This window comes from Streptococcus pseudopneumoniae (assembly GCF_001072925.1).
Taxonomy (GTDB): domain Bacteria; phylum Bacillota; class Bacilli; order Lactobacillales; family Streptococcaceae; genus Streptococcus; species Streptococcus pseudopneumoniae_Q.
Genome location: NZ_JVHE01000065.1, coordinates 24,318 through 37,013, shown reverse-complemented (window position 1 = coordinate 37,013; position 12,696 = coordinate 24,318). Strand labels below are relative to the sequence as shown.

At 40.5% G+C, this 12,696-nt stretch carries 12 protein-coding genes; all 12 read left to right on the top strand.

Annotated features, from left to right (window positions below):
* Positions 1-225: 225 nt before the first annotated feature.
* The 12 genes from ADH81_RS04220 to leuD all read left to right on the top strand — a co-directional run bounded on the left by ADH81_RS04220 (position 226) and on the right by leuD (position 12,685).
* Positions 226-1,302 (top strand): aspartate-semialdehyde dehydrogenase, encoded by a 1,077-nt coding sequence (locus ADH81_RS04220; protein WP_000542499.1) that lies wholly within the window; start codon positions 226-228, stop codon positions 1,300-1,302.
* Positions 1,303-1,352: 50 nt separating this feature from the next.
* Complete coding sequence (dapA, locus tag ADH81_RS04215) at positions 1,353-2,288, top strand: 4-hydroxy-tetrahydrodipicolinate synthase (protein ID WP_049526700.1); 936 nt, start codon at positions 1,353-1,355, stop codon at positions 2,286-2,288.
* Positions 2,289-2,400: 112 nt separating this feature from the next.
* Positions 2,401-3,258 (top strand): DNA-processing protein DprA, encoded by an 858-nt coding sequence (gene dprA, locus ADH81_RS04210; RefSeq protein ID WP_083279658.1) that lies wholly within the window; start codon positions 2,401-2,403, stop codon positions 3,256-3,258.
* A gap of 118 nt (positions 3,259-3,376) precedes the next feature.
* Complete coding sequence (topA, locus tag ADH81_RS04205; protein ID WP_049526698.1) at positions 3,377-5,464, top strand: type I DNA topoisomerase; 2,088 nt, start codon at positions 3,377-3,379, stop codon at positions 5,462-5,464.
* 254 nt (positions 5,465-5,718) lie between these two features.
* Entirely contained in the window at positions 5,719-6,078 is a 360-nt protein-coding gene (locus tag ADH81_RS04200; protein ID WP_045763427.1) for a YbaN family protein, read from the top strand.
* A 93-nt stretch (positions 6,079-6,171) separates the two neighbouring features.
* Positions 6,172-6,804 carry a copper homeostasis protein CutC gene (locus ADH81_RS04195; protein WP_049526697.1) on the top strand — a complete coding sequence of 211 codons (633 nt, stop codon included), beginning with the start codon at positions 6,172-6,174 and terminating at the stop codon, positions 6,802-6,804.
* Positions 6,805-6,847: 43 nt separating this feature from the next.
* A complete protein-coding gene (locus tag ADH81_RS04190; RefSeq protein WP_049526695.1) occupies positions 6,848-7,504 on the top strand; it encodes an MmcQ/YjbR family DNA-binding protein in 657 nt (218 codons plus the stop codon).
* 314 nt (positions 7,505-7,818) lie between these two features.
* Positions 7,819-9,381 carry a 2-isopropylmalate synthase gene (locus ADH81_RS04185; RefSeq protein ID WP_049526693.1) on the top strand — a complete coding sequence of 521 codons (1,563 nt, stop codon included), beginning with the start codon at positions 7,819-7,821 and terminating at the stop codon, positions 9,379-9,381.
* Between the two features lie 11 nt (positions 9,382-9,392).
* On the top strand, positions 9,393-10,430 hold the full coding sequence (gene leuB, locus ADH81_RS04180; protein WP_049526691.1) for a 3-isopropylmalate dehydrogenase: 1,038 nt from the start codon (positions 9,393-9,395) through the stop codon (positions 10,428-10,430).
* Positions 10,427-10,696 carry a DUF1294 domain-containing protein gene (locus ADH81_RS04175; RefSeq protein ID WP_049526689.1) on the top strand — a complete coding sequence of 90 codons (270 nt, stop codon included), beginning with the start codon at positions 10,427-10,429 and terminating at the stop codon, positions 10,694-10,696. Before leuB ends, ADH81_RS04175 begins: the two co-directional genes overlap by 4 nt.
* Before the next feature lie 3 nt (positions 10,697-10,699).
* On the top strand, positions 10,700-12,082 hold the full coding sequence (gene leuC, locus ADH81_RS04170) for a 3-isopropylmalate dehydratase large subunit (RefSeq protein WP_049526688.1): 1,383 nt from the start codon (positions 10,700-10,702) through the stop codon (positions 12,080-12,082).
* Between the two features lie 9 nt (positions 12,083-12,091).
* Complete coding sequence (leuD, locus tag ADH81_RS04165) at positions 12,092-12,685, top strand: 3-isopropylmalate dehydratase small subunit (RefSeq protein WP_049526685.1); 594 nt, start codon at positions 12,092-12,094, stop codon at positions 12,683-12,685.
* The last annotated feature ends 11 nt before the right edge of the window (positions 12,686-12,696 follow it).

Genomic DNA, 12,696 nt, shown 5'->3' with positions numbered 1-12,696 from the left:
TAGCTGATTGAACTTTTTGTTCGTCTTTTAGACTCCAAAAAGCTCCTAATCATCCTCGCGGGGTTGGGACTACGAAATCGAGACTTTGTCTATCGATTTCTGTCCCACCGCCTTTTTCTTGTCAATTTCAGAAAATAGATAGGAAAAAGACTTTTCAATTTTGGTAAAAAGTAGTATAATGTTTCTATTATAGAAATTTTTAGAAAATTCCGAAAGAGGTTTGTTATGGGATACACAGTTGCTGTTGTCGGCGCTACAGGTGCCGTTGGTGCTCAAATGATCAAAATGTTGGAAGAATCAACTCTTCCGATCGATAAGATTCGTTACCTTGCGTCTGCACGTTCTGCAGGTAAGGTCTTACAATTCAAAGGTCAAGATGTGACCATCGAAGAAACAACAGAAGACGCTTTTGAAGGGGTTGATATTGCTCTCTTCTCAGCTGGTGGATCAACTTCTGCAAAATATGCACCTTATGCTGTTAAAGCAGGCGCAGTTGTCGTAGATAACACTTCTTATTTCCGTCAAAATCCAGATGTACCATTGGTTGTTCCTGAAGTGAATGCCCACGCCCTTGATGCTCACAACGGAATTATCTCTTGTCCTAACTGTTCAACAATTCAAATGATGGTGGCTCTTGAGCCCGTTCGTCAAAAATGGGGATTGGACCGTATTATCGTTTCAACTTATCAAGCAGTTTCAGGTGCTGGTATGGGAGCAATTCTTGAAACCCAACGTGAGCTTCGTGAAGTCTTGAATGATGGTGTAAATCCGCGTGATTTGCATGCGGAAATCCTGCCTTCAGGTGGCGATAAGAAACATTATCCAATTGCCTTCAATGCTCTTCCACAAATTGATGTTTTCACTGATAATGATTACACTTACGAAGAGATGAAGATGACCAATGAAACCAAGAAAATCATGGAAGACGATAGCATTGCCGTATCAGCAACATGTGTACGTATTCCAGTTTTGTCAGCTCACTCTGAGTCAGTCTATATTGAAACAAAAGAAGTAGCACCAATCGAAGAAGTGAAAGCAGCTATTGCTGCCTTCCCAGGTGCAGTTCTTGAAGATGATGTTGCTCACCAAATCTATCCTCAAGCAGTAAATGCTGTTGGTTCACGTGATACATTCGTTGGACGTATCCGTAAAGACTTGGATGCAGAAAAAGGTATTCATATGTGGGTAGTATCTGATAATCTTCTTAAAGGTGCAGCTTGGAACTCAGTTCAAATCGCAGAAACACTTCACGAACGTGGTCTAGTACGCCCAACAGCTGAATTAAAATTTGAATTGAAATAATGTGTAGGAGTTCATTTGAACTCCTTCTTTAAAATAGAGAGGTGTTTTGTATGTCTTATCAAGATTTAAAAGATTGTAAAATTATCACGGCCTTTATTACTCCTTTTCATGAAGATGGGTCAATCAATTTCGATGCCATTCCAAAGTTGATTGAACATTTATTAGCACATCATACAGACGGAATTCTCCTAGCAGGAACAACTGCTGAGAGTCCGACTCTAACTCACGATGAGGAGTTGCAGTTGTTTGCGGCTGTTCAAAAGGTTGTCAATGGCCGTGTTCCTTTAATCGCTGGTGTTGGTACCAATGACACACGAGACTCTATTGAGTTCGTCAAAGAGGTAGCAGAGTTTGGCGGTTTTGCGGCTGGTCTTTCGATTGTTCCTTACTACAATAAACCATCCCAAGAAGGTATGTATCAACACTTTAAAGCTATTGCAGACGCATCTGATTTGCCTATTATAATCTATAACATTCCAGGTCGTGTAGTTGTAGAAATGACCCCAGATACCTTACTTCGTTTGGCGGAACATCCAAATATCGTTGGTGTTAAGGAATGTACCAGCCTTGCTAATATGGCTTACTTGATTGAGCATAAGCCAGAAGAATTCTTGGTATACACTGGTGAGGATGGAGATGCCTTCCATGCTATGAACCTTGGTGCAGACGGAGTTATATCTGTTGCTTCCCACACAAATGGGGATGAGATGCATGAAATGTTCACTGCAATCGAAGAAAGTGATATGAAAAGAGCGGCAGCTATTCAACGTAAATTTATTCCTAAAGTTAATGCTCTATTCTCTTACCCAAGTCCGGCACCTGTTAAGGCGGTACTCAACTATATGGGATTCGAAGCTGGGCCTACTCGTCTACCTTTGGTTCCTGCGCCTGAAGAGGATGCTAAACGCATTATCAAGGTTGTTATTGATGGGGATTACGAAGCAACCAAGGCAACTGTCACCGGAGTTCTTCGTCCTGATTACTAAAATTTTCATTATTAATAATAGAAACTTTCTAAACAAGTCAATTTGTTGGAGAGTTTCTTTCTTTTTTTACGAATAAATAGATAGAGAGAAAAATAAGGAGTCTATCATGAAAATTAAGATTGATAATTTTGAGATTTATAAGTTAAAACAAGCAGGTCTAAGTAATCAACAAGTTCTAAAGGTTCTTCAATATGGAGAAATTTATGATCAGGAATTAAGCTTAGAAACGATAGCAGAAGCTTCAGAGTGTAGAAATCCAGTGGTTTTTATGGAACGTTACCATAAACTCACCTTTGAAAGTATGGAGAGATTAAGAAGTGACTTTGAAAAATTTCCCTCATTTTCCATACTAGACGATGTCTATCCCTTTGCTCTCAGTGAAATCTATGATGCTCCAGTATTATTATTTTATAAGGGGGATTTAAATCTTTTAAAGCTGCCTAAGATTGCAGTTGTAGGCAGTCGCTCTTGTAGTCAAACAGGGACAAAATCAGTCCGTAAGGTTATTGAAGAACTGGAGAATGAGCTGGTGATTGTGAGTGGGCTTGCTAGAGGGATTGATACTGCAGCGCATATGTCTATTCTTCAAGGTGGTGGAAAAACTATTGCAGTTATAGGGACGGGCTTGGATGTCTATTATCCTCGATCTAATAAACGACTGCAGGACTACATCGGTGAATATCATTTGCTACTGAGTGAATATGGACCTGGTGAAGAACCCTTGAAATATCACTTTCCAGCACGAAATCGGATTATTGCTGGTCTATGTATGGGTGTTATCGTTGCTGAGGCAAAGATGAGATCTGGTAGTTTGATTACCTGTGAGCGAGCTATGGAAGAAGGAAGAGATGTTTTTGCTATTCCAGGTAGCATTTTAGACGGTCGTTCAGATGGTTGTCATCACTTGGTTCAAGAAGGCGCAAAACTTGTTTCGAGTGGTCAGGATGTGCTAGCAGAATTTGAATTTTAAGAACTAGCAAGGTTTTATCGGTTAAACTTTTCCTCTATATATAAGAGTTAAGTCTTGACAGGTTTTTAAAAATGGTTTACACTTTATAAAGTTTATTACTTTGAAAAGGTGTGATACTGTGGCTACGGCAACAAAGAAAAAAAAATCAACAGTTAAAAAAAATCTAGTAATCGTGGAGTCTCCTGCAAAGGCTAAAACGATTGAGAAATACCTGGGTAGAAATTATAAGGTTTTAGCCAGTGTTGGTCATATTCGTGATTTGAAAAAATCCAGTATGTCAGTCGATGTAGAAAATAATTATGAACCCCAATATATCAATATTCGTGGGAAAGGTCCTCTGATCAATGACTTGAAAAAAGAAGCTAAAAAAGCTAGTAAAGTCTTTCTCGCAAGTGACCCGGACCGCGAAGGAGAAGCAATTTCTTGGCATTTAGCTCATATTCTGAATCTAGATGAAAATGATGCTAACCGTGTTGTTTTCAACGAGATTACCAAGGATGCGGTAAAAAATGCCTTTAAAGAACCTCGTAAGATTGACATGGATTTGGTGGATGCACAACAAGCCCGTCGTGTCTTGGACCGCTTGGTAGGTTATTCTATTTCACCGATTTTATGGAAAAAGGTGAAAAAGGGCTTATCAGCTGGCCGTGTTCAGTCTGTTGCGCTCAAGTTAATCATTGACCGCGAAAATGAGATCAATGCTTTTCAACCAGAAGAATATTGGACTATTGATGGAGTCTTTAAAAAAGGGACTAAGCAATTCCAAGCATCCTTCTATGGAATGAATGGCAAGAAGATGAAATTGACTAGTAATGAAGAGGTCAAAGAAGTCTTGTCTCACCTATCCAGCAAAGATTTTACAGTGGATCAGGTAGATAAAAAAGAGCGCAAGCGTAACGCTCCACTACCTTATACTACCTCAACTATGCAGATGGATGCAGCTAATAAAATCAATTTCCGTACTCGAAAGACCATGATGGTTGCCCAGCAACTCTATGAAGGGATTAATATTGGTACGGGTGTCCAAGGTTTGATCACCTATATGCGTACAGACTCGACTCGTATCAGTCCAGTTGCACAAAATGAAGCTGCAAGCTACATCAATGAACGTTTTGGTAGTAAGTATTCTAAGCATGGTAGCAAGGTCAAAAATGCTACTGGTGCTCAAGATGCCCATGAGGCTATTCGCCCATCAAGTGTCTTTAACACGCCAGAAAAAATTGCTAAATACTTAGACAAAGACCAACTTAAGCTTTATACACTTATCTGGAACCGTTTTGTAGCGAGTCAGATGACTGGTGCCATCTTTGATACCATGGCTGTTAAGCTCTCTCAAAATGGAGTTCAATTTGCAGCGAATGGTAGTCAGGTTAAATTTGATGGTTACTTGGCCATTTACAATGATTCAGATAAGAATAAGATGTTGCCGGATATGGTAGTTGGTGATGTCGTCAAGCAGGTCAATAGTAAACCTGAGCAGCACTTCACTCAACCACCAGCCCGATATTCGGAAGCAACACTGATTAAGACTTTGGAAGAAAATGGTGTTGGACGTCCATCAACTTATGCACCTACCATTGAAACTATTCAAAAGCGCTATTATGTGCGTTTGGCAGCCAAGCGTTTTGAACCGACAGAGTTGGGAGAAATTGTTAACAAGCTCATCGTTGAATATTTCCCTGATATCGTCAATGTAACCTTTACAGCAGAAATGGAAGGTAAACTGGATGATGTCGAAGTTGGAAAAGAGCAGTGGCAACGAGTCATTGATGAATTTTACAAACCCTTCTCTAAAGAGGTTGCCAAAGCCGAAGAGGAAATGGAAAAAATCCAAATCAAGGATGAGCCAGCAGGATTTGATTGTGAAGAGTGTGGCAGCCCGATGGTCATTAAACTTGGTCGTTTTGGTAAGTTTTATGCTTGTAGCAATTTCCCAGATTGCCGTCATACACAGGCTATCGTGAAAGAGATTGGTGTTGAGTGTCCAAGCTGTCATCAAGGACAAATTATTGAACGAAAAACCAAGCGTAATCGTATCTTTTATGGTTGCAATCGCTATCCAGAGTGTGAATTCACTTCTTGGGACAAGCCTGTAGGGCGAGATTGTCCAAAATGTGGCAACTTCCTCATGGAGAAAAAAGTCCGTGGTGGCGGTAAGCAGATCGTTTGTAGCCATGGTGATTACGAAGAAGAAAAAATCAAATAAAATGAGTCCTGAAAGTAAATTTCAGGCTCTTTTTGATTAGTGCTTGACAAAATTCATCACTGTATGCGAAACTAGAAGAAGATTATTTTATACTCAATGAAAATCAAAGAGCAAACTAGGAAGCTAGCCGCAGGCTGCTCAAAGCACTGCTTTGAGGTTGTAGATAGAACTGACGAAATCAGTAACATATATACGGTAAGGCGACGCTGACGTGGTTTGAAGAGATTTTCGAAGAGTATTAACTAGGAGAAGTTATGCGTATTATCTATCTAATTATTGGTTTTTTATCACTGGCCTTGGCTATTGTTGGAGTTGTCTTGCCCTTGTTGCCCACGACTCCTTTTCTTTTGTTGTCTATTGCTTGTTTTTCGAGAAGTTCCAAGCGTTTTGAAGATTGGCTTTATCATACCAAACTTTATCAGACTTACGTGGCGGACTTTCGTGAGACCAAGTCTATTGCGCGTGAACGTAAGAAAAAAATTATTGTATCGATCTATATCTTGATGGGAATTTCCATTTATTTTGCGCCTCTTTTACCAGTCAAAATTGGTTTGGGATGTTTAACCATCTTTATTACCTACTATCTTTTTAAGGTGATTCCTGATAAAGAATAGCTTTAATAAGTAACGATTTTCCTTGATAAAAACAAAAACATATTCGAAATAATATGATATAATAAATTTAAACTAATCTTCAAGGAGAATCAAATGATTTACGAATTTTGTGCTGAAAATGTAACCTTGCTTGAAAAAGCTATGCAGGCAGGAGCTCGCCGCATCGAGCTTTGTGACAATCTAGCAGTTGGTGGAACAACTCCAAGCTACGGAGTAACCAAGGCAGCTGTGAAGCTGGCGGCCGACTACGATACGACCATTATGACTATGATTCGACCACGTGGTGGTGATTTTGTCTACAATGATTTAGAAATTACCATCATGCTTGAGGACATCGCTCTAACTGCTCAAGCAGGAAGCCAAGGCGTTGTCTTTGGTGCATTGAGTGCTGATAAGAAGTTGGACAAGGCCAATCTTGAAAAATTGATTGCTGCATCTAAAGGTATGGAAATTGTTTTCCATATGGCATTTGATGAATTGAGCGAACAAGATCAGTTAGAAGCTATTGATTGGCTCAGCCAAGCTGGAGTGACACGCATTCTGACTCGTGCTGGTGTATCTGGCGATTCTCTAGAGAAACGTTTTGCTCATTATCATAGAATTCTAGAACACGCTGCAGGAAAAATTGAAATTTTACCTGGTGGAGGGATTGACATGGATAACCGTCAAACCTTTATTGACCAACTGGGTGTGACACAATTACATGGAACTAAGGTCGTCTTTTAAAAAATAGAAAGGAACTGCTAGCTTTTGGTAGCAGTTTTCGCTTATGTTTGAAATTTTTAAAGCTTATCAGTTTAATAGTAAAAAGGCTAAAGAGTATGGATTTGTAGAAAATCAAGGCGTATGGACCCATAGCTCGACTATTTTACAGGGTGACTTTTTCATGATAGTTACTGTTGAGGATGGAGTCTTAGGTTTTCAAGTTTATGACCAAGAAACTGGTGATCTATATCCTCAAGTTCACATGGAAAGTATGAGAGGTACTTTTGTTGGAACTGTTCGAGAGGCTTGTTTAGAAGTTCTTTATGAAATCCGAAAGGCCTGTTTTGACGTACAGGGATTTCTCTGTCCACAGACCAAGAGAATCATGGCAGTTGTTCAAGAAAAGTATGGAAATCAATTGGAATATCTATGGGAGAAATCCCCTGATACTGGAATTCTGCGCCATGAGGGCAATCAAAAGTGGTATGCTGTTTTGATGAAAATCTCTTGGGATAAGCTTGAAAAGGGCAGAGAAGGACTAGTGGAAGCAGTCAATCTCAAACATGATCAAGTATCTGATTTGTTGGTAAAAAAAGGGATTTATCCAGCTTTTCATATGAATAAGCGCTACTGGATTAGTGTGCCACTGGATGACAGTTTAGCAGATGAAGAGGTGTTTGAATTGATCGAAAAAAGTTGGAACTTGACCTTGAAAAAGTAATTAGATTTACTTGATTTTTCAAATACTTTCAATTAGCAAAATATTCTTTACTGAAGAAATTTTCAGAAAATATTGGATTTTTTCTTGACATGTGTTTTTTCCTATGCTAAAATACTAAACAAGATATCAAACGAAGGAGAAAGTCAAACATGAAAACAGCTAAGTTTAATCAATTTGCTTTGTTGTTGAGGTACTCGGGCTAGTGCAAAAGCATTAGTCCTGTTTGGCTTACCAAGCGGGAGTAAATCAACATCTCGCTTGGAACTCCGAGCGAGATGTTTTTTTAAAACTGAATTTAGAAAAGGGGAAATCTTATGAGAACAGTTGAATTTCTAGATACTAGCCTTCGAGATGGTGAGCAGACACCAGGTGTAAATTTTTCGATCAAGGAAAAGATTGCCATTGCAAGACAATTGGAAAAATGGGGTATTTCAGCAATTGAAGCTGGTTTTCCAGCAGCTAGTCCAGATTCATTCACAGCTGTCCAAGAAATCGCAAAAGTCTTGAAGAAAACAGCGGTGACAGGATTAGCTCGTTCTGTAAAATCTGATATTGATGCTTGTTATGAGGCACTTAAGGATGCTAAGTATCCACAAATCCATGTTTTTATCGCTACTAGTCCTATTCATCGTGAATTTAAGTTGAATAAAAGCAAAGAGGAAATATTGGAAGCTATTAAGGAGCATGTTTCTTATGCTCGTTCTAAGTTTGAAGTGGTCGAATTCTCTCCTGAGGATGCGACTAGAACAGAGTTGGATTTCCTCTTGCAAGTTGTTCAAACAGCGGTTGATGCTGGTGCGTCTTATATCAATATCCCTGACACGGTAGGATTTACCACGCCAGAGGAATATGGGAATATCTTCAAGTATCTGATTGACAATGTTAAGACTGATCGTCAGATTATCTATTCACCTCACTGTCACGATGACCTTGGAATGGCAGTTGCCAATAGCCTTTCTGCTGTTAAGAATGGTGCGGGGCGTGTTGAAGGAACCATTAATGGTATTGGAGAACGAGCTGGGAATGCTGCTTTAGAAGAAATAGCGGTGGCTCTTAATATTCGCCAAGATTATTACCAAGCAGAGACAAGTATTGTCCTAAACGAAACGATTAATACGTCTGAAATGGTTTCTCGTTTCTCAGGAATTCCAGTTCCAAAAAATAAGGCGATTGTTGGAGGAAATGCCTTCTCTCACGAATCAGGTATTCACCAAGACGGTGTTCTTAAAAATCCTCTCACTTATGAAATCATCACACCTGAATTGGTTGGTGTCAAGAGTAATAGTCTTCCGCTCGGTAAATTGTCTGGTCGCCATGCTTTTGTTGAGAAACTAAGAGATTTGGCTCTAGACTTTACAGACGAAGATATCAAGCCGCTCTTTGCTAAGTTCAAGGCCTTGGCAGACAAGAAGCAAGAAATCACAGATGCTGATATTCGAGCTCTAGTAGCTGGCACCATGGTTGAAAATCCAGAAGGCTTCCACTTTGATGACTTGCAACTTCAAACCCATTCTGAAAATGACCTTGAAGCGACAGTTAGATTAGCTAATTTTGATGGTGAGAAAGTTGAATTTAATGCAACAGGTCAGGGTTCTGTTGAAGCTATTTTCAATGCTATTGATAAATTCTTTAATCAATCTGTTCGCTTGGTATCCTATACGATTGATGCGGTAACTGATGGGATTGATGCCCAGGCACGGGTATTGGTAACTGTTGAAAACAGAGATACAGAGACTATCTTTAACGCAGCTGGACTTGATTTCGATGTGTTGAAGGCTTCGGCTATTGCCTACATTAATGCCAATACCTTTGTTCAAAAAGAGAATGCTGGTGAGATGGGAACAACAGTTTCCTATCGCGACATGCCTAGCGTGTAAAGGAGAATGCTATGACAAGAAAAATAGTTGCCCTAGCAGGTGATGGTATCGGCCCAGAAATCATGGAAGCTGGTTTAGAAGTTCTGGAGGCTCTAGCTGAAAAAACAGGCTTTGACTATGAGATAGACAGACGACCTTTTGGAGGTGCGGGTATTGATGCTGCAGGACATCCCTTGCCAGACGAAACGCTCAAGGCTGCTAGAGAAGCGGATGCTATTCTACTCGCTGCAATCGGTTGTCCTCAGTATGATGATGCTCCAGTTCGACCCGAACAAGGGCTTCTGACCCTTCGAAAGGAACTTAATCTCTATGCCAATATTCGTCCGGTTAAAATCTTTGAGAGTCTCAAGCATTTGTCACCACTCAAGCAAGAACGAATTTCTGGAGTTGACTTTGTAGTAGTACGTGAGTTGACAGGAGGAATTTACTTTGGTGATCATATCCTTGAAGAGCGCAAAGCTCGTGATATCAACGACTACAGTTATGAGGAAGTGGAGCGGATTATTCGCAAGGCTTTTGAAATCGCAAGGAGTCGGAGAAAAGTCGTTACAAGTATCGATAAACAAAATGTGTTAGCAACGTCAAAACTTTGGCGGAAAGTGGCTGAAGAAGTCGCGAAAGATTTTCCCGATGTAACCCTGGAGCACCAGCTAGTCGACTCAGCTGCCATGCTCATGATTACAAATCCATCTAAATTTGATGTTATTGTGACAGAGAATCTTTTCGGAGATATCTTATCTGATGAATCAAGTGTTCTATCAGGTACACTAGGGGTTATGCCATCAGCCAGCCACTCTGAAGATGGTCCGAGTCTCTATGAACCGATTCACGGTTCGGCACCTGATATTGCTGGACAAGGCATTGCCAATCCTATTTCCATGATTTTATCAGTTGCCATGATGTTGCGTGATAGTTTTGGACGATATGAGGATGCTAAGCGTATCGAAGATGCTGTTGAAGAAACTTTAGCAGTAGGAATTTTAACGAGAGATATAGGAGGACAGGCTTCGACCAAGGAAATGACGGAAGCCATTATCGCAAGACTATGAAACTAAACGAAGGAATTACTTTTGCCCTCCTGATTTGGAATCTCATCATTTTCTTGATATATGGCATTGACAAATTTAAGGCAAGGAGAAGAGCTTGGCGCATCCCAGAGAAAATCTTACTCATTTTAGCCTTTGCTTGTGGTGGTTTTGGTGCCTGTCTAGCAGGAATCGTTTTTCATCACAAGACTAGAAAATGGTATTTTAAAACAGTTTGGTTTATAGGAATGGTGCCCACGCTAGTAGCCTTATATTTTATTTGGAGGTAATGGATGGCAGGAAAATCAATTTTTGATAAATTATGGGACCTCCATGTGATTACAGGAGAAGAAGGGCAGCCTCAACTCATGTATGTAGATCAGCACTATATTCACGAGGTGACCAGTCCTCAAGCTTTTCAAGGATTGCGAGATGCAGGACGTAGATTGAGACGACCAGATTTAACATTTGGGACCTTTGACCACAATGTTCCAACTGTCAATATCTACGATATTCGAGATGTAATCTCCAAAGCACAGATTGATAAGTTAGCTGAAAATGTTGAAGAGTTTGGAATTGAACATGCAGCCCACGGTTCAGAAAAGCAAGGTATCGTTCATATGGTTGGTCCAGAAACAGGAAGAACACAACCAGGGAAATTTATCGTCTGTGGAGATAGTCATACAGCTACCCATGGAGCTTTTGGAGCTATCGCTTTTGGAATTGGGACAAGTGAGGTTGAGCACGTATTTGCTACTCAAACCATTTGGCAGGTTAAGCCCAAGAAAATGTTGGTAGAATTTACTGGTGTCCCTAAAAAAGGAGTCTATTCCAAAGATTTTATTCTTGCCTTGATTGCCAAGTACGGCGTTGCTTGTGGTGTTGGTTATGTCGTGGAATATCGTGGACAAGCTATTGATGCACTGAGCATGGAAGAGCGAATGACCATCTGCAATATGTCCATTGAATTTGGCTCTAAGATGGGAATCATGAATCCAGATCAGACCACTTTTGACTATTTAAAGGGACGAGAGTGTGTACCTAAAGATTTTGATGCAGCAGTAGCTGATTGGAAAAGGCTTGTTAGCGACGACGATGCCGTTTATGACAAGGTTATCCGAATGGATGTCTCTGAATTGGCTCCTATGGTGACTTGGGGAACCAATCCTGCTATGGGGGTTGAATTTGACAGTAGCTTCCCAGAAATTAAGGATATGAATGATGAACGTGCTTATCATTACATGAACTTGGAGCCTGGTCAAAAGCCAGCGGACATTGAACTAGGCTATATTTTTATCGGTTCTTGTACCAATGCTCGTCTCAGTGACTTGCAACTGGCTGCGCGATTTGTCAAAGGGAAGAAGATTGCTCCCAATCTAACAGCAATCGTAGTGCCAGGCTCTCGTCCTGTGAAACGAGCGGCTGAGAAGTTAGGCTTGGACAAGGTATTTCTGGATGCTGGTTTTGAGTGGAGAGACCCAGGTTGCTCCATGTGCCTAGGAATGAATCCCGACAAGGTCCCTGATGGCGTGCACTGTGCCTCAACCAGTAACCGCAACTTTGAAGACAGACAAGGTTTTGGTGCTAAAACACACCTCTGCAGTCCAGCAATGGCAGCAGCAGCAGCTATTGCAGGGCGCTTCGTAGATGTTCGACAAATGCCAGAAGCCCAGTAAGGAGAGGATATGGATAAATTTACAGTTTATACGGGAACGACCGTTCCTCTTATGAATGATAATATTGATACCGACCAAATCCTACCCAAGCAGTTTCTGAAATTGATTGACAAGAAAGGTTTTGGTAAATATCTCATGTATGCTTGGCGTTATCTGGACGATAAGTACACTGAGGATCCAGACTTTGTCTTTAACCGACCAGAATACCGCAAGGCGAGTATTCTCATCACAGGGGATAACTTTGGCGCAGGTTCTTCGAGAGAACACGCAGCTTGGGCATTGGCTGACTATGGTTTTAAGGTCGTGATTGCAGGATCTTTCGGGGATATTCATTACAATAATGAACTCAATAATGGCATGTTACCAATCGTTCAACCTAGGGAAGTTAGAGAAAAACTCGCCCAGCTCCAACCAACTGACCAAGTGACGGTTGACTTGGAACAACAAAAAATCATCTCACCAATTGGAGAATTCACTTTTGAAATAGATAGTGAATGGAAACACAAACTCTTAAATGGTTTGGATGATATCGGTATTACCATGCAGTACGAAGATTTGATTGCTGCCTATGAAAAACAACGACCAGCCTACTGGCAGGATTAGAAGAAAAAAAT

Coding starts and splice junctions, on each gene's coding strand:
- ADH81_RS04220 (WP_000542499.1), top strand. CDS start 226: ATGGGATACACAGTTGCTGTTGTCGGCGCTACAGGTGCCGTTGGTGCT.
- dapA (WP_049526700.1), top strand. CDS start 1,353: ATGTCTTATCAAGATTTAAAAGATTGTAAAATTATCACGGCCTTTATT.
- ADH81_RS04200 (WP_045763427.1), top strand. CDS start 5,719: ATGCGTATTATCTATCTAATTATTGGTTTTTTATCACTGGCCTTGGCT.
- ADH81_RS04195 (WP_049526697.1), top strand. CDS start 6,172: ATGATTTACGAATTTTGTGCTGAAAATGTAACCTTGCTTGAAAAAGCT.
- ADH81_RS04190 (WP_049526695.1), top strand. CDS start 6,848: ATGTTTGAAATTTTTAAAGCTTATCAGTTTAATAGTAAAAAGGCTAAA.
- ADH81_RS04185 (WP_049526693.1), top strand. CDS start 7,819: ATGAGAACAGTTGAATTTCTAGATACTAGCCTTCGAGATGGTGAGCAG.
- leuB (WP_049526691.1), top strand. CDS start 9,393: ATGACAAGAAAAATAGTTGCCCTAGCAGGTGATGGTATCGGCCCAGAA.
- ADH81_RS04175 (WP_049526689.1), top strand. CDS start 10,427: ATGAAACTAAACGAAGGAATTACTTTTGCCCTCCTGATTTGGAATCTC.
- leuC (WP_049526688.1), top strand. CDS start 10,700: ATGGCAGGAAAATCAATTTTTGATAAATTATGGGACCTCCATGTGATT.
- leuD (WP_049526685.1), top strand. CDS start 12,092: ATGGATAAATTTACAGTTTATACGGGAACGACCGTTCCTCTTATGAAT.